Annotated in this window: 20 protein-coding genes; 12 read left to right on the top strand and 8 right to left on the bottom strand. The window is 36.7% G+C overall.

Annotated features, from left to right (window positions below; translation table 11 throughout):
• Nucleotides 1-408: 408 nt before the first annotated feature.
• A complete protein-coding gene (locus tag ABID23_RS02740) occupies nt 409-1,809 on the bottom strand; it encodes an amino acid permease (protein ID WP_354189099.1) in 1,401 nt (466 codons plus the stop codon).
• A 2,379-nt stretch (nt 1,810-4,188) separates the two neighbouring features.
• On the opposite strand from ABID23_RS02740, the gene ABID23_RS02735 reads away from it, so the two are divergent.
• The 4 genes from ABID23_RS02735 to ABID23_RS02720 all read left to right on the top strand — a co-directional run bounded on the left by ABID23_RS02735 (nt 4,189) and on the right by ABID23_RS02720 (nt 5,450).
• The gene (locus ABID23_RS02735) at nt 4,189-4,434 is read left to right on the top strand and encodes a hypothetical protein (RefSeq protein ID WP_354189097.1); all 246 of its coding nucleotides are present in this window, start codon (nt 4,189-4,191) and stop codon (nt 4,432-4,434) included.
• Nucleotides 4,427-4,564, top strand: coding sequence for a hypothetical protein (locus tag ABID23_RS02730; protein ID WP_354189095.1), 138 nt, complete (start codon nt 4,427-4,429; stop codon nt 4,562-4,564). The genes ABID23_RS02735 and ABID23_RS02730 overlap by 8 nt, the downstream gene beginning before the upstream one ends.
• 241 nt (nt 4,565-4,805) lie before the next feature.
• Entirely contained in the window at nt 4,806-5,036 is a 231-nt protein-coding gene (locus ABID23_RS02725) for a hypothetical protein (protein WP_354189093.1), read from the top strand.
• Nucleotides 5,037-5,063: 27 nt separating this feature from the next.
• Nucleotides 5,064-5,450 (top strand): hypothetical protein, encoded by a 387-nt coding sequence (locus ABID23_RS02720; RefSeq protein WP_354189091.1) that lies wholly within the window; start codon nt 5,064-5,066, stop codon nt 5,448-5,450.
• Between the two features lie 1,607 nt (nt 5,451-7,057).
• Here the strand turns inward: ABID23_RS02720 and ABID23_RS02715 are convergent.
• The 5 genes from ABID23_RS02715 to ABID23_RS02695 form a co-directional block, all read right to left on the bottom strand.
• Nucleotides 7,058-7,852, bottom strand: coding sequence for a heme ABC transporter ATP-binding protein (locus tag ABID23_RS02715; protein ID WP_354189089.1), 795 nt, complete (start codon nt 7,850-7,852; stop codon nt 7,058-7,060).
• Nucleotides 7,849-8,946 (bottom strand): FecCD family ABC transporter permease, encoded by a 1,098-nt coding sequence (locus tag ABID23_RS02710; protein WP_354189087.1) that lies wholly within the window; start codon nt 8,944-8,946, stop codon nt 7,849-7,851. Before ABID23_RS02710 ends, ABID23_RS02715 begins: the two co-directional genes overlap by 4 nt.
• Before the next feature lie 5 nt (nt 8,947-8,951).
• Nucleotides 8,952-9,854 (bottom strand): heme/hemin ABC transporter substrate-binding protein, encoded by a 903-nt coding sequence (locus tag ABID23_RS02705; protein WP_354189085.1) that lies wholly within the window; start codon nt 9,852-9,854, stop codon nt 8,952-8,954.
• 15 nt (nt 9,855-9,869) lie between these two features.
• Nucleotides 9,870-10,913, bottom strand: coding sequence for a hemin-degrading factor (locus tag ABID23_RS02700; protein ID WP_354189083.1), 1,044 nt, complete (start codon nt 10,911-10,913; stop codon nt 9,870-9,872).
• A gap of 260 nt (nt 10,914-11,173) precedes the next feature.
• Nucleotides 11,174-13,351, bottom strand: a complete 2,178-nt coding sequence (locus ABID23_RS02695; protein ID WP_354189081.1) for a TonB-dependent hemoglobin/transferrin/lactoferrin family receptor — start codon at nt 13,349-13,351, stop codon at nt 11,174-11,176.
• A gap of 237 nt (nt 13,352-13,588) precedes the next feature.
• On the opposite strand from ABID23_RS02695, the gene ABID23_RS02690 reads away from it, so the two are divergent.
• Nucleotides 13,589-14,362 (top strand): energy transducer TonB family protein, encoded by a 774-nt coding sequence (locus tag ABID23_RS02690; protein ID WP_354189079.1) that lies wholly within the window; start codon nt 13,589-13,591, stop codon nt 14,360-14,362.
• A gap of 118 nt (nt 14,363-14,480) precedes the next feature.
• Here the strand turns inward: ABID23_RS02690 and ABID23_RS02685 are convergent, their stop codons facing one another.
• The gene (locus ABID23_RS02685; protein ID WP_354189077.1) at nt 14,481-16,562 is read right to left on the bottom strand and encodes a lytic transglycosylase domain-containing protein; all 2,082 of its coding nucleotides are present in this window, start codon (nt 16,560-16,562) and stop codon (nt 14,481-14,483) included.
• 229 nt (nt 16,563-16,791) lie between these two features.
• On the opposite strand from ABID23_RS02685, the gene dapA reads away from it, so the two are divergent.
• Complete coding sequence (dapA, locus tag ABID23_RS02680) at nt 16,792-17,676, top strand: 4-hydroxy-tetrahydrodipicolinate synthase (RefSeq protein ID WP_354189075.1); 885 nt, start codon at nt 16,792-16,794, stop codon at nt 17,674-17,676.
• A gap of 17 nt (nt 17,677-17,693) precedes the next feature.
• On the top strand, nt 17,694-18,170 hold the full coding sequence (gene smpB / locus ABID23_RS02675; RefSeq protein ID WP_354189073.1) for an SsrA-binding protein SmpB: 477 nt from the start codon (nt 17,694-17,696) through the stop codon (nt 18,168-18,170).
• Nucleotides 18,171-18,213: 43 nt separating this feature from the next.
• Here smpB and ABID23_RS02670 read toward each other — a convergent pair whose 3' ends face one another.
• Nucleotides 18,214-18,882: a uracil-DNA glycosylase gene (locus tag ABID23_RS02670; protein WP_354189071.1), complete on the bottom strand. Its 669-nt coding sequence runs from the start codon at nt 18,880-18,882 to the stop codon at nt 18,214-18,216.
• Between the two features lie 566 nt (nt 18,883-19,448).
• Here ABID23_RS02670 and rpoZ point away from each other — a divergent pair.
• The 5 genes from rpoZ (at nt 19,449) to acpS (ending at nt 23,883) form a co-directional block, all read left to right on the top strand.
• The gene (gene rpoZ / locus ABID23_RS02665; protein WP_354189069.1) at nt 19,449-19,847 is read left to right on the top strand and encodes a DNA-directed RNA polymerase subunit omega; all 399 of its coding nucleotides are present in this window, start codon (nt 19,449-19,451) and stop codon (nt 19,845-19,847) included.
• A 118-nt stretch (nt 19,848-19,965) separates the two neighbouring features.
• Nucleotides 19,966-22,191: a RelA/SpoT family protein gene (locus ABID23_RS02660; RefSeq protein WP_354189067.1), complete on the top strand. Its 2,226-nt coding sequence runs from the start codon at nt 19,966-19,968 to the stop codon at nt 22,189-22,191.
• A gap of 16 nt (nt 22,192-22,207) precedes the next feature.
• Nucleotides 22,208-22,786, top strand: a complete 579-nt coding sequence (gene pyrE / locus ABID23_RS02655; protein ID WP_354189065.1) for an orotate phosphoribosyltransferase — start codon at nt 22,208-22,210, stop codon at nt 22,784-22,786.
• A 96-nt stretch (nt 22,787-22,882) separates the two neighbouring features.
• A complete protein-coding gene (locus ABID23_RS02650) occupies nt 22,883-23,485 on the top strand; it encodes a DUF2062 domain-containing protein (protein ID WP_354189063.1) in 603 nt (200 codons plus the stop codon).
• Nucleotides 23,482-23,883, top strand: coding sequence for a holo-ACP synthase (gene acpS, locus ABID23_RS02645; protein WP_354189061.1), 402 nt, complete (start codon nt 23,482-23,484; stop codon nt 23,881-23,883). Before ABID23_RS02650 ends, acpS begins: the two co-directional genes overlap by 4 nt.

Below are 23,883 nucleotides of genomic sequence, written 5' to 3'. Positions count from 1 at the left end.
TTTACGAGAAAAACGACAGGGCAATATGGTTTAAGCCAAAAGAGGGAGTTTCTTTAAAATAGAAAAGAGCTCTATTGATTGTGATTATTTATTTTTTATGACGCTATAATTTTATCAATAAAATATTTGGATGGTTTTTATTTATGTAAGAAATCTTTTCATAAACCTCTGTTTCTTCAGTATTTTATAAGCAGATTTTTCTTAGATTGTATTTTTTGTGGTTGCGAGATGTACATTTTTAATTTCAGAAAGAATTTGAAAAAACGTTTTATAGTGGAAGGATAAAATTTTACGCTTTGGTTGATAAAGGGTACTACTAGCGTGCAGACGAAATTAAGAGTTTACATTTTATACACAAAAAGGAGCAATTTTTATCCTCCTTTTTATGTATTTTTTTCATGGATCGGCTTATTCCTTATTTTTAACGGAGTGCTTTCTTACAAAGAGACAATAGGTTACACCTAAGAAAATAAACCACAATATAGAATACTTTAAGGCTATGAAAGTATCAGGTTCTAATGTGAGCACATAGAGAATAAAAGCAAAGAAAATCAAAACAGCCAAACACATTACAACGCCTCCAGGCATTTTATAAACGGATTCTGCATGCAGTGTGGGACGGTTATATCGGTAAACAATATAGCTGATCAAAATTACAGACCATACAAATATAAGTGCAATGACTGAAAGGCTGGATACAATTGTAAAAGCACTCATGATGGTCTCAGAGCGTGATGAAATCGTGTATCCTAATAAGATGCATAAGCAAGAAAAAAGAAGAGCATTCGCTGGAACACGATGGCTAGAAAGTTTTCCTAAAATTTTAGGGGCTCCTTTTTGTGTTGCCAAACCATATATCATGCGGCTCGTAGCAAAAATACCACTGTTTGCTGAAGATGCAGCCGATGTAAGAACAACAAAGTTAATCAAACCGGCAGCTATCGGAATGCCAGCCATCCAAAACATCAAAACAAAGGGACTTTGACCTGGAACAATTTGATCCCAAGGTGTGACGGACATAATCACAACAAGAGAAAGGATATAAAAAAGTACAATACGAACAGGTATAGAATTAATTGCTTTTGGTAGAATCTTTTTAGGCTCTTTGACTTCAGCAGCAGCTGTTCCAGCAATTTCTATACCAATGAAAGAAAAAATAGCGATTTGAAACCCGTGAAAAAAACCGGCTATTCCTCGAGGAAAGATATTTCCATCGTTCCATACGTGACTGAAGGAAGCAACAGTCCCATTGGGAGAGGTAAATCCTGTAGTGATCATATAAAGTCCAACAATGATTAACGCCAAAATCGCTATCACTTTGATGAGACCAAACCAAAATTCAAGTTCACCGAACAGTTTTACGGCGAAGAGATTAAAGGCCAAAAAGAAAATAACACAAGAAAAAACGATAATCCATGGATTGAGATCTGGCCACCAAAAGTGCATATAACCAATGATTGCAATAATATCTGCAGCTCCAGTTACAACCCAACTTAACCAATAATTCCAACCGATGAAAAAGGCAATTCCTGGACCTAGAAGGTCCGTTGAGAAATCAACAAGAGAGCGATATTGTGTATTAGAAAGTAATAACTCTCCCATGGCGCGCATGACAAGGTAAAGAGCACAACCAATGATAGCATAAACAAGTAAGATTGAAGGGCCTGCTACGCTAATTGTTTTTCCTGACCCCATAAAGAGACCGGTTCCAATAGCGCCACCGATGGCTATAAGCTGTATGTGTCGGTTATCTAGTCCACGTTTTAGTTTTTCCTGAGAATTATTCTTTGAGTTTTGCTTATAGCTCATCTTTTGCGAAGTTCCCTTTTAATTATTCACGATTCAAAATTAAACTGAAAAAATACTCTTTTGTATCGAAGCATGATATAAATGAAGAGTAAAGGGAAAAAACGCTTTTCATGACTTTATGTGGATAAGTGGGAAGAGTATATAAACGAAGGAAATGTACTTTTTTATGGGGTAGGGCAGTAGATATTTGGATATAAAGCTTTAAATTATAGTTAGAATACTTGATAAGTGACTCATAAAAAAGCTTAAGTCATTATTATATTTTTAAAAATCGTCTTCAATAATCGCAAAAAACGGTTAGCAGAGTATATAATCAGATCTTCATCTATATAAATAAAGAGTTATCGTGGATAGAAATTTTTATTTGCTGTTAAAAATGAAAAGCGCCTTCAAGTATTATTAATCGAAGCAGTTCCTCTGGAATCATCTTCTGGTATAAAAGAAATGAAGCTGATTAATCATTACAAAATTATAAAAATCATTATATAATTGCGCATCAATAAGGGGATGATTCTTATGAATGTTACGTGGACCTTAAGTATCACACAGAATGTGGTGTATAGTTAGAAACATGGACGTTGAGAGCTTCAAATGGGAAACTTGATTACCGTTGCACGATTTCTTAATTTGGAAATTATTTTACGCAAGAAACAGGAAGAAAAAGATCATTTCTCAAATAACTTACCCATTATCACAAAACATTATAGTGAATTGTTATAATTTTTCTTCTAACTACGGCTTAAAATTGAATGTCGAGCTGATCTTTTAAAGAATCGACTATGCATTATCATCTCTATCGCTCGAGAGTCGATCTTTTACTAAATGGGAAGAGGCGCAATGAGGTAGAAGTAGATGATACTTCTTTATAGTTTTTTATCATTAAATGGATTGTTTATCGAATTGGATTTTGACATGGGAAGGTTAAAAAAATGAAAAATTGTAAAAATCAAAATCTGACAGTGAAATGAAGATTATGTTCAAAGTAATCTTCGAAAGACATTTAAGAGCTTTTGAAGCTTTTTAAAAGTCTGTGAAAGCTTAGTAACCTTTTCAAAATGCCTTAAAACAATTTTGTAAGATGATCTGACACGATATTATTTCTCAAAGAGTGGTAATAGGAAAAAAGTGCTTTTGGATGTATCTTTACAATATATCTTTGGATGTGATTAAGTCTGTTGAGCGCGCTGAAACTAAGATAAGAGATCGTGCGGGTGGCTTGCCACAAAAACAGAAAATTAAAGGTATGTTATGAGTCTAAGGTAGAGGAGGGGGGATATATTGGTAAATTAAGTGATTTATTGATGAATTAAAATGTATAATACAGGCAAATCTAGATATTAATCCGTCGGTTAAAGCATGTGAAAAGGTTGTGTTAAATAGAGAAAAATTTGCACTAAAACTTAAAAAAATAGTGGAGCTCCGAGGGGGAAAGATAAAATTTGTTTCATTCGCTTTTCAATTTTTTGATCAATTAATCCCATCAGAAGAGTTATTCATAAAGTCTTAAAAATACATGGTATTTCCTATAATGCGGTGTATGCGTATAAATTTTCAGGGTGACGGTGTTGAGATTATGCCTTTTCTTGGAGGATTGTATAGTCGTTACTTGCAGAATCGGGAGAAGAAGAGCTTATTTTTAGAGCAGATAGGAATATTTGATTATAATAGCTTACTAGATCAAAAAAAGAGTATTTATTTTAAAGTCAAAAGGCAAATTGTAGCGGAATATATTATTTGATAATCACAAAGCTAAAGGCAGCGGGCATGTCTCTTTTAGTAAGGAGGACTGTCACTCATTTTTTCGCTAGAGATTAGAAAATTCAAAGATTGTTTTTTGAGCGTTTATTATGATGATAAAATAATTGTTGGAAACAGTGGGAGGGAGAAATTCTAATACATTATTATCAAGTTTAGTAAAAGTTGAAATATCTAAAAACTCTTTAGTTTCCGTGATGATGTTAGAAGTATCAGATTAGAATAGAGAGAAGGGAAAAAGTTCAAAAATTTTGAATGATATGAGTTTAGAATTATCTCTTGTTCATTCAAAGGAAGTGGGGCAATTATTTAAGGATTACAGGAGTAGATTGGACAGAGAGTTTTAAAAAAGCGTATCCAGAATCTGATTGAGAGGTTATTGGAACTTTATAAGTGCGGCTAGCTTTGTCTCATGTTGGGTAAAAGTTGGAGACCGATCTTGTTGTGGCTGAATTTAATTGAGAAGATCTGCTTGCTAAGGGTTTTTATAATATCATGAGAGGTAAAAATATTTTTCCTTTTCCCGTGTGTGAAGCGGATTCTGTTCATATTTGTTATCGGTTATACTGTTGTTTAAAACATATTTTAGATGGTTTTTACCCCAAATATTTCTTGGAAAATTATGTGGCAAGAAATCGTAGTAATATGTATTGGAGAGCCGTTTCCTATTATTTATCTCAATCTGTGAGCACCATTTCCCCTAGTATAGAATTCATGCCGATAGATAGCTTACAAAAAATAAATATTCGCAACACATCGAAACTCAAATTTTATGAAAGGTTCGGATTGGGTGTTGAGCCAAATTTAACGATGGAGGAAAGTACAAAATGGCTTAACGCTTTATCTGGAAGTGAGAAAAGTGTTGCGTAGTTCTATTTTTCTTATGATTTTGATTGGAAGTTTGACAAGTTTCTGTGCAAGTGGCGTATTATCTATCGACCTTTCTTTGTTACAATTGCAAGATACAACAGGAAAAGCATCTGCTACTTTAAAAATGTAGTTAATTTAATTGCAATTGGAATTGTGGGCTTATATTTGGGGAATGTGTTAGCGCGCTATTAAGGTTTTATTATTGGGTTTTATAGCCAAATTATTTGCACTGGTTTATTGTCTTTCTTATTGTGCATTTTGGGCATGAAATAGCTATAGCTTTTGTTGTACTTATATATCTTTTAAATGCTAGCTTATGGTTTCATATAAATTCTGTACAAAAAATAAGCAGAATAGAAGAATCGTCGAAAATGTTAGACCAAAGAGCGTATGGGATTGGTTTTAGATGTTTGTGGCGGATTTCTGCTTTACGTTTTTTGACGATTAATCGTATTTTGAATAACGCTCTCTACACAGGGGCTATTGCTTTATTGCCGCTTGTTCTTGTATCTATAACATCAAATAATATAAAATTTACATCCATTCAAAATTCTATTTTTTCTTTGTTGGTGTTGGGCTTTGTAACCAATGGTTTCATTTGATCTTATTATTTACGGAAGTTTCCATCTTTGATTCGCTTTTTCGTATGGGGTGTACCGGCTTTTGCCATAATAGCAATTTTGTCTGTTTTATATTTGAATTTTACCCAATATTCTCTTTATATTATGGGCTTTTTATTAGGTGTTGGGCAATTTTATTTTAGGGTATCGGGGATAACAATTGGTCAAGCTGTCACACCTCCTGATGATTTAGCTGAGGTGATTTTGGCAGGCGATGCCAGTGTGCGCATCATAACAGCTTTATTCTCTATTATGCTTTTATATGCGGCAAACTTTTTTTCATTTTCTATATTATACGGTTTGTGTATATTTGCAGGTTTTTGCGCACTTTTATTTATTTTACAGGGGTTATCAATTTGCTTAAAAGGTTTAGCAATAAAAAAGAATATTGCATGAATAATATTCAATGACGACGTCAGTTCTTTTTTGAATATGGTATAAATAAAAAGCTTATACAAATATTTATAACATTAATTTTGAATGAGTACATTGTGTGGGGAAAACCAAGATATTTTTTAATATCGGTTGAATCTGGTGTGGGTAAAACGCATTTGGCTTGTTTCATCAACGAAATTTCAAATAGAGTTATGATAACCATTGATTGTAAAACTCTATCAGAAGTTGGTTGCAGCGGCAAAGAACCTTCATGTTTGAAGCGATATTTCGTGCTGTATCTGGTGATCTCACTGATACTGAGACGGATATTATCTATTTAGATGAATTTAATAAATGAACTCCCCAGATCGAGAAAAAGATAATAGTCTTGAAATACAGCAATCGCTTTTGAAGCTTTTAGATGATTTTACTTTAAATTTGACAGTTCAAGACGCATCACGATGACGTCTAGCTACTTCAATTAATGTGAAAACAGATAATCTTATATTCATTTTTACTGGAAGTTTTAACGGTGCAGCGATGTCAGCCTTCAGATGAGTTAATTAAAGTCAACTTTTTACCAGAACAAGCTTATTACATAGATTTTTATTTGCATTGAGAGAAGAGCAATCATAATAAACTGTTGGCAAATATTTATTCAGAAGGATTGTTTGAAAAGGCAAAATTTTTTGCAGCTGAGTACGGCTTAAATGTTTCTTTTTAAATGTAATTTTGAGAGAAAATGAGTTCAGTTTTTTGTAAAAACAGGGGAGTTATAGGGCTGTAAAGTTTATTATTCAATAATATGATATATTGAGAATTAATCTCAGTGAACTCTTATTTATATCATTTCATCGAAGATAATCTCTTGTAGTTTGGTAATAGGTTTTTTTCAGTAGGAAAAGAGAGAAATAGGTATATTTTTTTACGTATAAAGTTTAGTGTGAGGCATATTGTTTTTCGAATTGGTTTTTGCACCTAAGATTTCTCAAAAAAGCGAAAAATATAGGCGCTATAGCTGCCATAACCTATAAAGTTTTGAAAACCACGTTCAGGCATATTGAAGAAAAAACTCTGAATTTTCGAGGAAGATCGAAGGAAAAACCAAGTTCGTTTATGGGTACCATATTTCTTTATTACCGGAAATTGTGTGGATGGTATTGTTGTTGTAGTCTGGTATAAAAATTTAAGAAAACAATGCGATAGAATGATGCATAAATTTACTCTAGATGAGAGAAATATAAGATTCCTATAAAATACTTAAATTAGACATCGACAATAGAGTATATGTTTGGGGATACTTTTCTTATTATAAAGGGATTTTTGTATATTTCTTACGTTGCTTTCAGAAAAGTCGAAATGATAAGAGTAGAGGCACAATTTTTATGGAAGCCATAAATAGAAAAGATTAAGAATTTAAACATTTTCGTTACACAAAATCTTAAAGGTTTTCAAGAATTACGCTCTTTCTTTTTCAATTTTTTTGGGGAGATTAGTTCGCTTTAGAACATAGAGTATGACGGTCTAGAAAAGATTTCATTAAAAAATAAAACGACTTCTGTACGTATTTTATTTTAACATACACCATCATGCTTTGATTTAAAAAGAGTTTTTGAAAATACGCTACTTTATAAGCAGGATGCTGTTTGAGGCAGTATAAATGGAACATCTGTTTTGGGTAATTCAGAAACAACCAAAGCACAGTGATAAACATCACGCAGATTTTGCGTTGTTAAAACGCTAGAAGCGTCTCCTTTACAATAAATTTCTCCTTGCTTTAACAATATTATTTTATCTGCATAATGTGAAGCAAGATTGAGATCATGAAGGATAGCAAGAACACCACCACCACACTGGGCAAAGTTTTTGGCAATATCCATAACAACAAGTTGATGTTGAATATCAAGACTAGCGATAGGTTCATCTAATATCATCCAACGAGGCGTTCCATTATAAACCGGATCCCAGATTTGGCAAAGTACACGCGCAAACTGCACTCTAGCTTGTTCTCCCCCTGACAATTGATGATAATACCGATTGTCATAGCCAGAAAGTCCAACACGTTCTAAAGCTTTTTGAGTAAGATTTTGTAATTCGTTTTTTGCAATAGTAAACCGATTTACAGAAAGACCCAGTTCTATAACTTCGTGAACGAGAAAGGGAAATACCAACACCGTTGATTGAGGGAGAACCGCACGCATCTTTGCCATTTCATCATTTTTTGTTTGGTTAACATCATGATCATTTAAGGTCATTTTCCCACTGTAAGGAATTTCCCCACTCAGTGCTTTGATGAAAGTACTTTTTCCAGATCCATTAGGACCAATAATAATGGTCAGCTCACCAGTCTTAGCGTGAAGATTTAACTGATTTAGAATTTGTTTTTTTCCGCGTTGAACGCACACATTAACTGCTTCAATCATGAAAAGTTCGCTCCTCTTTTGCATATAAGGATCCACAGGAAAAAAGGTGCTCCAAAAAGAGCAGTAACAATTCCAATTGGTAACTCTGCAGGAGAAACAATTAAACGTGCAAAGGTGTCAGCAATAATAAGCAATGCAGCCCCCAAGAGAGCAGAACAAGGAATGAGATAACGATGATCTGGACCAATCAACTGACGTAAAATATGTGGAACAATAATACCAATAAAACCAATACCACCGCTAACAGCAACTGCACTACCACACATAAGGGCAACAAGAAAAATAGCAATATTTTTAATGCGTTGAATATGAAAACCAATATGACCAGCAACAGCCTCTCCGAGAGTCAAAGCATTGAGTGCACGCGATAAAAGAGGTGCAAAAATAATACCAACACAAATAAAAGGTAGAATAAGCCAAATTTTTAACCATGTGGCACCTGCAAGAGAACCAAGACTCCAAAAAGTGATATCGCGTAACTGTTGGTCATTCGCGATAAAAATCAATGTGCCAACAACTGCACCGCTTAAGGCACCAAGAGCAATACCTGCAAGAAGCATTGTTGCAATAGAGGTAAAGCTATGATGTGTTGCTATTATATAAAGAATAATTGTCGATAAAAGACCACCCAAAAAGGCACCGATGATAACTTTATAAGGCTCTAAAAAAGGTGCTAAAGAAGCAGGAAAGGCAATGCCAACAACAATAGTTAAAACAGCACCAAGACCAGCACCCGCTGATACGCCTACAATTCCAGGATCTGCAAGAGGGTTACGAAAAAGTCCCTGCATAAGAACGCCAGAGACAGCTAAAGATGATCCAACCAATAAGCCTAAAATAACACGAGGAAGTCTAATGTCGACGAGCACCAAGTAATCACGTGTCTTACTACTCACTGAAAAGTCTTGTGTAAACATCAGATGAGTAAAGTCAAAAAAAGAAACAGTTGAAGCACCATTCAAAATTCCACAAAAAACACTGAATATAAGAAATATAACAAGACAGAGCAGTACAACCTTTCTCAAATTTGCACGTTTCATTTTTTTATTTTCTTTTGTTTCTGGTGCAAGAATTGCGGATGTACGATCTACCATTTTTATTAGCTCTTACCGTTTTGGTTCGCACCATAAAGAATATTAATAAGTTCCCTCGATGCGTCTGCAGTACGTGGACCAAAACCTAAAAGATACATTGCATCCATTTGTTTAATGGCATGATTTTTGGCTGCATTTGTCGCTCGAACTGCCGGTATAGCTAAAATTTTTTCAATGTTCGTGGATTTCTCACCATGCTTTATAAGTAAAATAACATCAGGGTTTGACTTTAGTAATGCCTCACCATTGAGCAGTTTGTATCCTTTATAATCGGTTATGGCATTAATTCCACCTGAAAGCTTTATCATACCATCGGCAGCTGTATCTGTGCCAGAGGCCATAACACGTCCATTTTGTACAGATAAAACAAAAAGGACGCGCTTTGGTTTTGTTATTTTGGCTAAAAGTGCATCGTTGTCTACAAAGTCACGACTTAATTTTTGAATTAAGGCAGCCGCTTGTGCTTCACGGTGAATAGCTTTTCCAACAATACGAATCTTTTCTATTACACTTTCACGAGAATAATTTTCTGGCACAATTACAATAGGAATCGAAGTTTTTTTAAGAATATCAATTGTTGAAGCAGGACCACTTCCTTCAACGAGCAATATACCTTCAGGAGCAAGTGATAAAACACCTTCAGGTGAAAGAGCACGCATATATCCAAGTACAGGAAGTTTGAGTGCTTCTCGCGGGTAAACGCTTGTACTATCACGGGCAATAAGTTGATTTTGAGCGCCTAATGCATAAACAATTTCTGTAAGAGAACCGCCAATAGAGACAATTCGTGCATTTTCAGAAAAGTGTGTTGTAGGTTCAGCTTTAACCAATTGAGAAAAAACAACAGAAAAAAGCAGTATGGGAACAAAAAAAATGTTCAATAACGTACGCAAAAAAAGTGCGATCATACTCGATTTACCTTTCTAAGCGACCACTGCTTCTTGATAGGAAGGAAGACTATCTAGTAATGAGCGCCAATCCTTACGTTCTTTTTGACCTTCCTTTCGCACACCAAAGAATTGAACGATCATTTCACCATTTTTATCGAAAACTTCAAGAGAACTAACATAACCATCGTTTGTCGGTTTGCGGACACACCATACGCTATCAATACCAGGAATGAGTAAATGCAGGTCAAATTTATGGTCAAGAACATTAAGCCATGGTCCCATCTGCTTAATATTTTTTACTTGCCCAGTAAAAATTTGAATACATCCTTTATTTCCAACAAAGCACATGATCGGAATTTCTTGCTGCGCAGCTTGGTTGAGCATCATTTCAATTGTTTCTATTTTTAATTTATTCGCAAATTCATGGCCAGCACACTTCACAGCATCGTGTCGGTTAATTTTAAACTCAGAAATGATTTCATGAAGTTGGTGCACATCTGTCATTTTCCGCCAACGATCTCGGAATTGTTCAATATCCAATTTTGTAATATCACATTGGGCTGGGACAGAAGCAGGGAGAATCTTAAGAACAGATGATTGGTCATCATGAAGGAGCTTTTCAACAAGTTGCCCCCATTTTTCCATATTCGTAGTATCTTTAGAATAAACTTTTAAAATAGCAATACCATGTTGATCAAAGAACTGCAGACTTTTGGCAGGTTTACCAAGAATAACAACGTCATGTTCAAATCCAAATTTCCATTGCTTTGCAAAGATACGCAAATCAATTTCACCAAGTGTAATCGGGACGTGTTGGTTGTGAACAGTTTTTTCAAAACATCCTGTCATTTCGTGAACAGCATATTCATTGCGTGTTAACGCCATAACGGTTCCAAGCTGGGGAGCATGTTCTAGAAGAGTCGCAATATCAATCAGTAATCTTTTTGCTTTTCCAACAGTACAATAGGCAGCAATAAGTTCTGCTTCAGATATGCCAATAGAGACCGCAAAATCGCGGTTCCGCATTTCTTTTTTTTCTTCACGCAAACGAATAATCATTTCGGCCGTATATGACATGGACTTTCCTTACATTATGTTAGAAGTTAACCTTCAAAATTTTAAAGCGCTAGATTGAACCACTCTAAATGAATGATTCAATCCTTTACAAATAAGCCCTCTGTTATCAACAGCAAAACAACCCAAAATCGATAAATCGAGAACAATTAAAGCTTTTCTTTCAAATCTTTACAATTTAAAGAACAATGAAGACAAAAACACAATAATCCTTCCTTTTATCGATATAGTTTTCCATTGGCCTCATGGCTTAACAGAAGTAACTAAAACTTTTGCACGAATGACACTTTAAAATTACGACCAGGCTGACTGTAGTAATCCTTTGGTGTTGAGCTTTTACCTGAAGGAAGATCTGATACATTCCAATATTTTTCATTGAAAAGGTTATAAACACCAGCTCTTAAAACAGGTCCTCTTTCACCAAATGGCTTCCACCACCCTGTCATATCAACGACACGGTATCCTGGAACTTTTTTGTAGTCATTCTCCTCAGCAACTTTGTCATGTTTAGCTGCTAAAGTAAGCATAATATCAGCACCCCAAGCCTCTTTCGCATATCCTAGACCGAGTATCGCTTTTAAAGGTGGAATGGAGTCAAGATATTGATTTTTATTAAGGTCTTTTCCTTGTGAATAGGCAAGAGCAACATGACTATGAAAACCGTTTTTCAGCATCCAATGCGCCTTTGATTCAAAACCAAAAATTCGTACGCGTGAACGATTCACATAATGCCGACGTGCAAATCTGAATTCTTCTGATGGTCCTTTATCTATGGTATCTATAAAATTCTTATACTGGTTAATAAAGGCGTTAAAAGAACCACCAAAATTTACATTTCCATATTGTATCCCAAAATCATAACCATTGCTTGTTTCTGCTTTCAGATCAGGATTTCCCTTCGAATAATAAGCAGAGGGTTTGATATAAGAGACATAAAGTTCTGAAACACGCGGTGCACGAAAAGCTTGTGCCCATTGAGCATAGAATGTCACTTGATTATGGATATCCCACTCCATGCGTAATTTAGGAGAGAAACGTGAACCATTTCTTTCTGGAGGAAATTTATCAGAAATGAGGGCTTTTTCATAAGCAGAGGTTTTTTGAGGAACATATTTGTACCAATCATAACGAGCCCCAGGTGTTATACGGAAATGGTTATCAGCCAAGCCAATTTCATCTTCGAAAGCAAAACCAAAACTGTAACTATTGGTATCTGGTGAATCAGATCGATTAGCGGGGACAAACAGGCACCCGCGTGCATTTTCTGGCAAATGACAATTATCTTTACCTAACAAATAGTGATGAAATTTAGATGATGAAACGTTTGTGGCAAATTTTAATGTATGGGCTATAGCACCAGTATAACCTTTTTTAAGAGCATGAGCGTTAAAACCATAACTGTTATTACGCAAAAAATTATTTCTTAAATAATCTCCTTTAGGTGCGGCTACACGAAAGCCAGTCATAATGTAACGATCTGACTGCCTTTGCCAATAAATCTGCCCATGAAATGCATTGAGAATAGCATCTCCATCACCATTATAATTATAAGAAAGAGAAAGACGCTCACGGTTTTTATGATCTTTATCATAAACGGAACCTGGAGCATATCTTTTAGACGCATCCAATGAATGCGTGTTGCTATTATGAGCAAAACGTTCTGCAGTAAAACCAATACGGTGGTTATCACTCAAATATTGATGAATTTTAAAGAGAAAATTATTGGTGTCAAAACGAGAAGGGTTTTTGCGTGTGCGTTCCTCATATCCCCCTACAGTTCCCATATTTTTTCGTTCATGGCCTTCTACATGAGATCCTTGAAAAAGTAAAAATGTTTGTTGTGCACGTGCTGCAATTGCTTGATCTACACGCCAACTGTTATTAACAGAATGGTACCCACCTTTTATTAGTCCCCCCCATTTTTTGCCTTCAGCAATAAGGTCTTCAGGATTAAGGGTACGTAAAGCAACAACTCCCCCTAAGGCACCAGATCCATAAAGGCTAGAATCCGACCCTTGAATAATGTCAAACGTGGAAAGTGCATTAAAATCAAAAGTCGTGTTTCCACCATTACCCCGCAATATATCATCAAACCATGGAAGAGTAATACCATCCATTGTTGTAAGAACGCGATTTGCATTTAAACCACGAACCACGAAACTGTTATTGAGTGAGTTATAAGCGACAAACGGATTAAGACGACTAACATCATGAACGTCACTTATTTGTTTTTCATCAATATCCTTAGCAGTTTGCCGATCAGTCAGAATAGTGACTGCCCCTGAAGCATCTTCTATTTTTTTTCCTTTAATGACAATTGGTTTAAGCTCAGTCACAGCATCTTTATTGCTGTTTTGTGCAAAAACAAATGAAGGGATACAAACCGAGACTGCACTTAAAATAATGCAGCTCTTATGGATATTTTCTCGTCTTATTCGCATAACACATCATAACCTTTTCTTAAATATCCCCTCTCTAACTTGAAATTTATATTTAGAAATACTTGACACACTGACTAGAAATCACCAGTCAAGCAGCGGTTTAGACCAAGCACAAAACCACCGAAAAATCATATTAAACATGACAAAATCAGTCAAGAAAAAAGTTGCAATTTAAAAATAGCTTGTTTTAATGAAATTAACACCAGTATTAAGTTTAGAATAGCGGTGGAAGAGATCATGATTCTTACAGATATGAGGCGGTTATTAGCTCTTTGGGTTGGCGCATTTATTTGTGCTTTCTTTTTGCACGTAGCATTGGGAGCACAGTTTTATTTCTATAACACTATTGGTGTTCATAATGGGATGCTCTCACCGGCGATTACGTCCATATTTGTAAAAGAGGTGATGCATTCAGATGCAGACACAGATTCTCTGGAGATCGATACAGACTTATTAAATTTGAATACAGAGCCAGAAGTATTACAGCCTGATTTTTCAGAGCAGGTATCACAGATATTGGAATCAGTCGATGAACTTCAATCGGAAGAGATACAACCTCATATAGAAAAAGATGATTTTTCAGTTGTCCAAACTTTGAAGAAAACACTTCCTCAAAAAGTAGAACATAAAGCACCGCTACCGATGCCAAAGTCTGTCGTAAAACCGCCTCGTGTAAAGGCAGTGCGTTCATTAGTGACGAGTCATGGTGGTGATGCAGCTGCACTGGAAGATACATTATTAGTAGAATGGCTAGCAAAGGTACAAGCACAATTAGAGATGCAAAAAAAATATGTTGTTGGACAGCGTATCAGTCGTGCAAAGGGAACAGTAAAGTTAGAATTTAGGGTGCATGAGCAGGGGAGTATTTTTTCTCGTCGTGTTGTTGTATCTGCTGGTAATCCAGAACTTGATCGATTAGCGATGGCAGTACTTCAACGTTTGAGCTCTTTTCCGCCACCACCACCGTCAAAAGTGAACAAGATTATAAGGGTGTCACTGATATTTAGTTAGTTCTCGTATGTTTTTAGGGTAATAGTCATCTATTTTTTATCCTTATCATTTCTGTAATATTATGATTTATTCGTTGATAAAATGGAATAAATGATTTCGGGAGTGGAACGGGACCACATTATCTCCAGTTCTTGGAGAGAAGGTCAGTTTTTATGTCTGTTGTTCCAATGAGCCTTGCCTTGTAAACTTCATAATTTTCCATGACACGCATCACATAATTACGTGTTTCTGTATAAGGGATACGTTCAATCCAATCAATGACTTTATCAAGGGATTGTTCTCGAGGGTCGCCATAACGTTTTATCCATTCATCAACACGACGCGGACCTGCATTATAACCAATAAGAGTCAATATATAAGATCCATTAAAACGTTCTAATTGTTCATTCAAAAAATGAGCTCCTAAGGTCGCATTATAACTGACATCACTGCCCAGTTTTTTGGGTGACCATGTCATTGAGTGCTTTTTTGCAAGTGTTTTGGCTGTTGTCGGCAGTAATTGGAGTATACCTTGCGCGCCTGCTTTTGATATAGCCGTTGGATTAAATTCACTTTCTTGGCGCGCGATGGCATAGATAAGTGCTTTTTTTGCTTTAGGGATATGAGTAGAGGCTGGTATAGCCCCGAGTGGGTGAGAAAGGGCACCAACATTTTTACCTTGGAAAACAGCAGTTTTTCCGATTTTTAGGCTGGTATAATAATCACCATTTTTTTCTGCCATAACAGCCAGAAGAGCTAATTCACCAGGGCTTTCTATTTTTTTCCCCAGTTCTCTATAAAAAAACTTAGCAAAATCAGTATAGCCAGCTGCTTCAAGGCGTTGAATGACTTTAATAGTTTCTCGTGCATTAAAATGTTGTCTCTCTTTGAGAGTTGGTTTTGGAAAGGAGATTTCAAGCTTTTTCTTGTTTATGTGTGATGCGGCTAATTGACCATAATACGTTGTACCAAAGTGCGCTGCACGGTGAAAGTAATTTTGAGAAGCTTTATGATCTCCTAAGTTTTCTGCTGCTCGTCCCATCCAATAATATCCACGGGATACAGAAAGAGGAGCGGAAGACAATTGGGGAATGCGTGAAAAATGGTGCATCGCCAATTGAGGGTCATGAAGAAACCGTAATGCATACCAACCTGCGTGAAATTCAGCATCCACCGCTAATGAAGGTGTCAAGCCAATGTGTGTGGCAACGAGTTGATAAGCAACTCTAGGTTTTCTTAAATCGAGCATTTCACGAGATAGTGCACGTTTTTCTACCCATAATGTCTGCGGATCCATAAGATGGAGTGTTTCTTTTGGTGTTTTCATCATGAGTGTTGCTGCTGCGCTATATTGTTCTGTTCGACGCAGGTGACGAATTCGCGCAAACTGTAAAAGAGGATCGTTTCTCCATGATCTTTTCACAGTGTGTAATTTTTGTGCGGCTTTAGGATCATTTTTTTCGACAGCAATAAATGCATTGCAAAGGGATTGAGCATGCGCTAATTTTGCAGCCCGCTTAGCTGAATCAAAACGGTGCGCATAAAGCATAAATTTCATGCGTTTCAGATGATCAATAGGTTTTAATGCAGCGCTTGCATTTTGAAGAACCAGCTCTTCTTCTTTTGCATTGAGTTTCGTTTTATGCCACCATGGTGCGATGATCTGTCGAGCACGATTGGTTTGTTTCGTTGCGATAAGTGCTTTAGAAAATAGAGCCATACCTTCGACTGTAAGGGGGGGGTGATGGGAAAACTTTTGGATGATTAAGTGTGCTAAATTGGTTTCATTAATAAAAGCACGTTCAGCATTGCGTTGCATAGTGACGACGCCTGGCCACCCTTTCAGTTCATTAATGGCGTGAAATATTTCAGAACTGGGAATATTATTTTGATTTGATATACCGATTGCCCATGTCAGAATGTGGCGATCGAGGCTATTCTTTTCCATTGAATTACGAAGGCTTATTGTTGTTGCAATATTGTTGTTTAAAAGTGCATCTAACCCCGCTTTAAGTTGCTTAAATGTAGGGGTGGTATGAAATTGTCTAAGAGGGAGATGGGCCTCTTTACTGGTGGTAAGGGAGGTTGGACGTGCCAAAGGAATTGGTACTTTTCCGCGTAAAGGGGGTGTTTGTGCATAGGCACTTGAAAACAAAAATGTTTTTGCCAGTATAAGTACGGTAGAGGTTTTTAAAATAGGAGAAGAAGAGAATGCACGCATGGAGAAAAGACCTTGAGACTTTACTTATTGGAAACAGTTAAGAACTTGTAAAACAGAAGCGTGAAAATCGGGTTAATAGAGCCTTATGCTTTGAAAATGGAGGCGGCAGGTTAAATCTGTAAGGGGTATTGTGAAATTCATCTTGCTTCAATATTAGAGCAAGATTATGCTTTGTTATTGGTTATTTATAATGACCATTAAATAAAGAGAACATTATAGGGAGTTTATCATGCTCAAGGGAGCTGTGACCGCGCTTATCACACCGTTTGATGATAAGGGCGCTATTGATGAGAAAACATTTTGCAATTTTGTTGAGTGGCAGATTGAACAAGGTATTAATGGTGTAAGTCCTGTTGGGACAACAGGTGAGTCACCGACTTTAAGCCATGAAGAACATAAGAGAGTTATAGAATTATGTGTTGATCAGGTTGCTAAGCGTGTTCCTGTTGTTGCAGGGGCGGGGTCCAATAGCACCAATGAAGCTGTAGAGCTTGCGCAACACGCACAAAAAGCAGGAGCAGATGCTGTTTTGGTTGTCACTCCTTATTATAACAAGCCTAATCAATCTGGTTTATACAAACACTTTTCCTCTATTGCGAAAGCCATTTCGATACCTATTATAATTTATAATATTCCTGGCCGTTCTGTTATCGATATGACTGTGGAAACGATGAGAGATCTTTGTCGGGATTTTAAAAATATCATTGGTGTTAAGGATGCAACGAGCAAAATTGAGCGTGTGAGTGAACAGCGTGAAAAGTGTGGTAAGGATTTTGTGCAGCTTTCCGGTGATGATTGTACAGCATTAGGTTTTAATGCACATGGAGGTGTGGGGTGTATTTCGGTTTCATCCAATGTTGCTCCAAAACTCTGTACAGAGCTGTATGCTGCTTGTTTGCGTGGAGATTATAAAACTGCATTGGAATTAAATGACCGTTTGATGCCGCTCAATCGTGCGGTGTTTATTGAGCCAAATCCTGCAGGAATCAAATATGCTGCTGCAAAGTTAGGTTTTTGTCGTGATATTGTTCGCTCGCCGATTGTTTCTTTAGCAGATACAACAAAAAAGGCAATTGATGCAGCATTGCAGCATGCAGGTCTTCTTAAAGAGTAAAACGATATAATGTAGCTATGAATAAAAAGAAGAATGTACCAGTACGAAAAATAGTTGTTGACAATCGCAAGGTCCGTTTTAATTATGAAATCCTCAATAGTCTTGAGGCTGGTTTGGTCCTTCAGGGGGCTGAGGTAAAGTCTTTGCGTTCTAATCATGCAAATATTTCTGAAAGTTATGCAAGCTTTGAAAATGGAGAGCTATGGTTAGTGAATAGCTATATTCCTGAATATACCCAAGCCAATCGTTTTAATCATGAGCCACGTCGTTTACGTAAGTTATTAATTTCAAAACGTGAAATGGCACGTTTTTTTAACGCGACTTCTCGTGAAGGGATGACACTTGTTCCTCTCAAACTTTATTTTAATGAAAAAGGGCGTGCCAAGTTAGAAATTGCTCTGGCACGTGGGAAAAAGCTTCACGATAAGCGCGAAACGGAAAAAAAGCGTGATTGGGGGCGCGAAAAAGCAAGACTTTTAAAAAAATATGGATGAGGGTGATCTTCATGTGCTTTCTCATAGAGCAGATAGAGAGTTTTCAGCATTGATCAAGGTATATTTTTGCTGATTCGAAAATCTGATGGAACATGGTATCTGTTAAGCGACCGGTATTGGTATTATAACGTGAGCAGTGATAGCTTGAAAAGATGCGTAATCTACCGATGTTGTTTATTTCCCCGTGTCCAAAAGGGTGAGCGATAACTTTTGCATTGAGGGCACGCAGTGTTGAATGATGCGCAATGGTGCCAAGAGTAATAACAGCTTTAAGTTTTGGAAGATTGGTTAAAAGAGGTGAAAAGAAAGTTCGGCAAGTATTAATTTCTGTACCAGTCGGCTTGTTTTCAGGTGGAACACAACGAACTGCGTTAACAACCGTTGTGTCGATTAATTCAAGACTGTCGTCTGCTCTTTCTTCAAAATTACCTTGAGCAAAACCAAACTTTTTTAAAGTGGAATAAAGCAAGTGTCCCGCATAATCACCAGTGAATGGACGTCCGGTTCTATTTGCTCCACGTAGTCCAGGTGCAAGACCAACAATGAGCAGGCGTGTTGTGGCTGCACCTTTATAGGGGAAGAATGGATGGACCGGTGCATTATACCAGCTTGGTTCTTTTATACGCCAGTCAGAGATGAATTTATTGAGACGTGGGCATAAATTACAACTTTGTGGTGGTTCTGGGCAAAATGATATTAATTGGCTATTCATGGGGAGACATTCGTCATTTTTTCATGGTGTATGTGATGGGTTATAGTTTTATAACAATTATAATGGATACAAATAAATGATTTAATAACACAGCTTAACATGAAAATATTGCCGATTGTTTTTGAAGAATGATCATTATGCAATAATTTATTCCGATAAATAAAATAAGGAAAGAGTATGATATTGAATGGAACAAGTTTATGATTTCCAATAAACAGGTTATTTGAAAACATGTATGAGGCTATTATTATAAAAAAGGACTTTTGATAAATTTGCATGGTCAGTATAGTTTTTAATGAATTTTTCAAAACGGGGAGTCAATTGAACAGATAAGTTTGTTGTTCTGTTTGATTTAAAAATTGAGGGATCTCTGTATTTTAAAAGTTATATTAATGGGGGGCTTAAATGAGTGATGTGCTTTTTATAAAATTTCTAAGGCATTTTTAATGATTTCTTTAAGCAAAAAGTATGAAAGATTGCATTGTTTTTCTTGTGTTTTACTTTGTTTACTGTATATACTTTCACTTTACAAAAACGTTTTTTAATATTTTAAGAAAGAGTTATAAATGGCCCGCGTAACGGTAGAAGATTGTATTGATAAAGTCGATAACCGCTTTGAATTGGTACTTTTAGCTGGGCATCGGGCGCGTCAGATTTCACAGGGTGCGCAGATTACAGTTGATCGTGATAATGATAAAAATCCAGTTGTTGCTTTGCGTGAAATAGCAGAAGAAACGTTATCTCCTGCTGATTTAAAGGAAGATCTTATTCATTCGTTGCAAAAGCATGTGGAAGTGGATGAGCCAGAAATGGCAAAAGAGTTTATTACGCATTCCGGTGAAACTGAAACTGTTTTTGGAGCATCAACAGAAGAAGAAGGTGGTTCATTTGATCATATCTCGGAAGAAGAGCTTTTAGCAGGTATTGAAGGTTTGGTTGTTCCAGAGAAAGGTGATGATTATTAATTAAAGCTATCTATGTCGTGGGAGAAGATATATTATCACGTTGGAGTTTTTTTTAATTGATGAAATGTTCTATGTTCCATAAGGTTTAGGTTTGTGAAAAGATAAAGGGTGTGTTCGTATGATGCGTCAGAATGAGCTTGTTGGGCGTATTCGACGTTACAAGCCTGACGTAGATGAAGCTTTGTTGAATAGAGCCTATGATTATGCGATGCGAAAGCATGAACATCAAAGGCGTGCTTCAGGAGAACTTTATTTTTCTCATCCTCTAGAGGTTGCCGCTATTTTGATAGATATGCGACTGGATGAGGCGACGATTGCAGTTGCTCTTTTGCATGATACAATTGAGGATACAAGCGCTACACGTGCAGAGATTGATCAGCTTTTTGGGTCTGAAATTGGTAAATTAGTTGAAGGGTTGACAAAGCTTAATAAGCTTGATCTTGTATCTAAGAAAGCAGTCCAAGCGGAGAATCTTCGTAAACTTCTTATTGCTATTTCTGAGGATGTTCGTGTCCTTTTAGTTAAACTTGCTGACCGTCTTCATAACATGCGCACCCTCGATGTTATGCGTGATGATAAACGCCGGCGCATTGCTGAGGAAACAATGGATATCTATGCGCCACTTGCAGGCCGTATGGGTATGCAGGATATGCGTGAAGAATTAGAAGATCTCTCTTTTTTGTATCTCAATCCAGAAGGTCATCGTACAATTACCAATCGGCTTTCTGAGTTATCGAAACGCAACCGTGATTTGCTTTCTAGGATTGAAAATGAATTAACAAAACTTTTCTTCGAGCACGGCATTAAAGCATACGTTAAGAGTCGTCAAAAGAAATCCTATTCAGTTTTTCGCAAGATGGAGAGTAAAGCTTTATCTTTTGAACAATTATCTGATATTTTTGGATTTCGTGTTATTGTTGAGACGGTAAATGATTGTTATCGTGCTCTTGGTATCATTCATACAACGTGGCCAATGGTACCTGGTCGTTTCAAAGATTATATTTCTATACCAAAACAGAATGATTATCGTTCTATTCATACAACGATTGTTGGCCCTTCAAGGCAACGTGTTGAGCTACAGATTAGAACTGCTGCTATGGATGAAGTTGCTGAATATGGGGTTGCTGCACACTCCATTTACAAGGATCATGGTTCCAATTGTTCGACTTCAAAGTTATCAAATGAAACCAATGCTTACGCATGGTTACGTCAAACGATTCAATCCTTGTCAGGTGGAGATAATCCAGAAGAGTTTTTAGAACACACAAAGCTTGAACTTTTTCAAGATCAAGTTTTTTGTTTCACTCCAAAAGGTCGACTGATTGCTTTTCCCAAAGGGGCAACTCCTATTGACTTTGCTTATGCTGTGCATACTGATATTGGTGATTCTTGTGTGGGAGTAAAAATCAATGGTCGTATTATGCCTTTAATGACAAAATTAAAAAATGGTGACGAAGTTGATATTATACGTTCACAAGTTCAAGTTCCACCAGCCGCGTGGGAGTTTCTTGTTGTAACAGGAAAAGCACGTTCAGCTATTCGTCGAGCAACCCGCGCAGCGGTGCGTAAACAATATTCGGGCTTGGGATATCGTATACTTGAGCGTTCATTTGAATATATGGGTAAACAATTTTCAAAAGATGCTCTTAAACAAGTGTTGCCCCGTTTGGCACGTAAAGATGTTGAAGATGTTTTAGCTGCTGTTGGACGTGGTGAGTTGCTTTCTGCTGATGTAATAAAGGCAGTTTATCCTGATTATCAAGATCACCGTATTGTACAAAAGTCTTCTTTTAAATCTGGGGAAGAGGGGTGGTTTAATATTGAGAATGCTCAAGGTATGATTTTTAGAGTTCCAGAAAATGAAAAGAGTGCAATGACAGACAGTCATTCGTCCAAAGCATTACCTATTCGAGGAACCTGTGGTGATGTTCCTGTACGATTTTCTCCTGAAGGGGCGGTTCCAGGAGATCGGATTGTTGGTATTATGCAACCAGGAGCAGGAATCGTTATTTATCCAATACAGTCTTCGGCTTTAATGGCTTATGATGATCAGCCAGAACGGTGGATTGATGTTCGCTGGGATATCGATGCAAAAATGAATGAACGTTTTCCTGCGCGTGTTAATATTTTAGCTGTTAATAGTCCTGGTTCATTGGCAGAAATTACCCAAGTGATTTCTGCCAATGATGCGAATATTCAAAATTTATCGTTCATTCATACCGCACCAGATTTTACAGAAATTACAATTGATTTGGAAGTTTGGGATTTAAAACATTTAAATCGTATTTTTTCTCAGCTAAAAGAAGCAGGCTCAGTGAGTGCAGTGAAGCGAGTTCATGGATAAAAAGAGAGGTTTTTTGATGAATACACAAGATGTGATTACTATTTTTAAGCAAGCAGATGCAATTTTGGAAGGACATTTTATTTTAACGTCAGGGCGTCATAGTGCAATTTATATGCAGAAAGCAAAAGTATTTATGTATGCTGACTTGACAGAAAAGTTATGTCGTGGACTGGCTGAAAAAATTAAAAAATCTGTTGAAGGAAAAATTGATTATGTTGTTGGACCTGCAATTGGTGGTCTTATTCCTTCCTATGAAACTTCACGTCATCTTGATGTTCCTTCTTTGTGGGTAGAGCGTGTCAATGGTGTATTTGAGTTGCGTCGTTTTGAAGTTAAGAAGGGAGCACGTGTTGTGATTGTTGAAGATATTGTGACCACAGGTCTTTCTATTCGTGAGACGATTGAGGCTATGGTTGCAGCAGGAGCAGAAGTGGTGGCAAGCGCGTGTATTCTTGATCGTTCCGGTGGTAAGATTGATGTTAGTGTTCCGTTGATTGCACTTGCTCAATATGAGATAGAGTCCTATGAAAGTGATGCACTTCCTGCCGAACTCGCCAAAATTCCAGCAATCAAGCCAGGAAGTCGAAATATTTAATTATCTTTTAATTTTTTGTTTTATGTGAAAATTTCCAATAATTAATCTAAGTTATGCGGACTACTTCATTTTTACAAGATGTGTATTGAGAATCATATGCTTTTTCGTCGTCGAGAACCAGTGGGTTTTGTAAAACGCATGCGATTGTGGTTGTGGCCACGTCGTTCCTTTTCTCGTTCATTTCGTTACATACGTAAACGTATTTTGCGTATATCCGCAACGCCGCATAAAGTGGCATTGGGATTTGCAATAGGTATTTTTTTAGCTTGTTCACCTCTCTTTGGAATGCATATTGTTTTAGCAATATTTCTTTCTTGGTTGTTGCGTGCAAATTTTGCAGCCGCAATCATTGGGACGATTTTTTCTAACCCACTTACATTTCTTTTGATTGTTATGGCTGATTATAAGGTGGGGTATTTCTGTTTATCGCTTTTTAGTAATGTAAATGAGATTTCTCTTATGCAAATTCGCGCTCTATTTAATGGTTTGACATTATCAAATATATCTCTACTTTTTAAGGGGACGTGGGATTCGATCATGAGACCGATGATTTTAGGGGGGACCCTTTTAGGTTTTATGTTTGGTGGTTTGTCTTATATAGGTGTTTACAGAGCAATCGCTCGTTTTCAGCGAAAGCGATATCAGAGAATTGTAAAAAAAAGAATTTACGATACAAAAAAAACAGGTGATATCTTATGATCATTGGTCTTGGAAATGATCTGGTTGATATACGACGAATTGAGAGAATGCTGGTTCGTTATGGTGACCGTTTTGTTCAACGTATTTTTACCGATATTGAGAAAAGTAAATCTGAAGGTTTGCAAAAGAGATCTTCTTCTTATGCCAAAAGATTTGCTGCCAAAGAAGCGTGCGCTAAGGCTTTGGGGACAGGAATTGCCTATGGAGTAAGCTGGAAAGATATGGGAGTGATTAATTTCCCATCTGGGAAACCAATCATGAAATTAACAGGTTGTGCACAAATGCAATTACAAAAATTGTTGCCTTCTCATTATGAAGCTGTCATTCACCTTACTATAACAGATGATTTTCCTTGGGCTCAAGCATTTGTTATTATTGAAGCGCTACCACGTGGATAA

It is taken from the genome of Bartonella silvatica, assembly GCF_040545155.1.
Taxonomy (GTDB): Bacteria; Pseudomonadota; Alphaproteobacteria; order Rhizobiales; family Rhizobiaceae; genus Bartonella; species Bartonella silvatica.
This window is presented reverse-complemented; position numbering and strand designations above follow the sequence as displayed.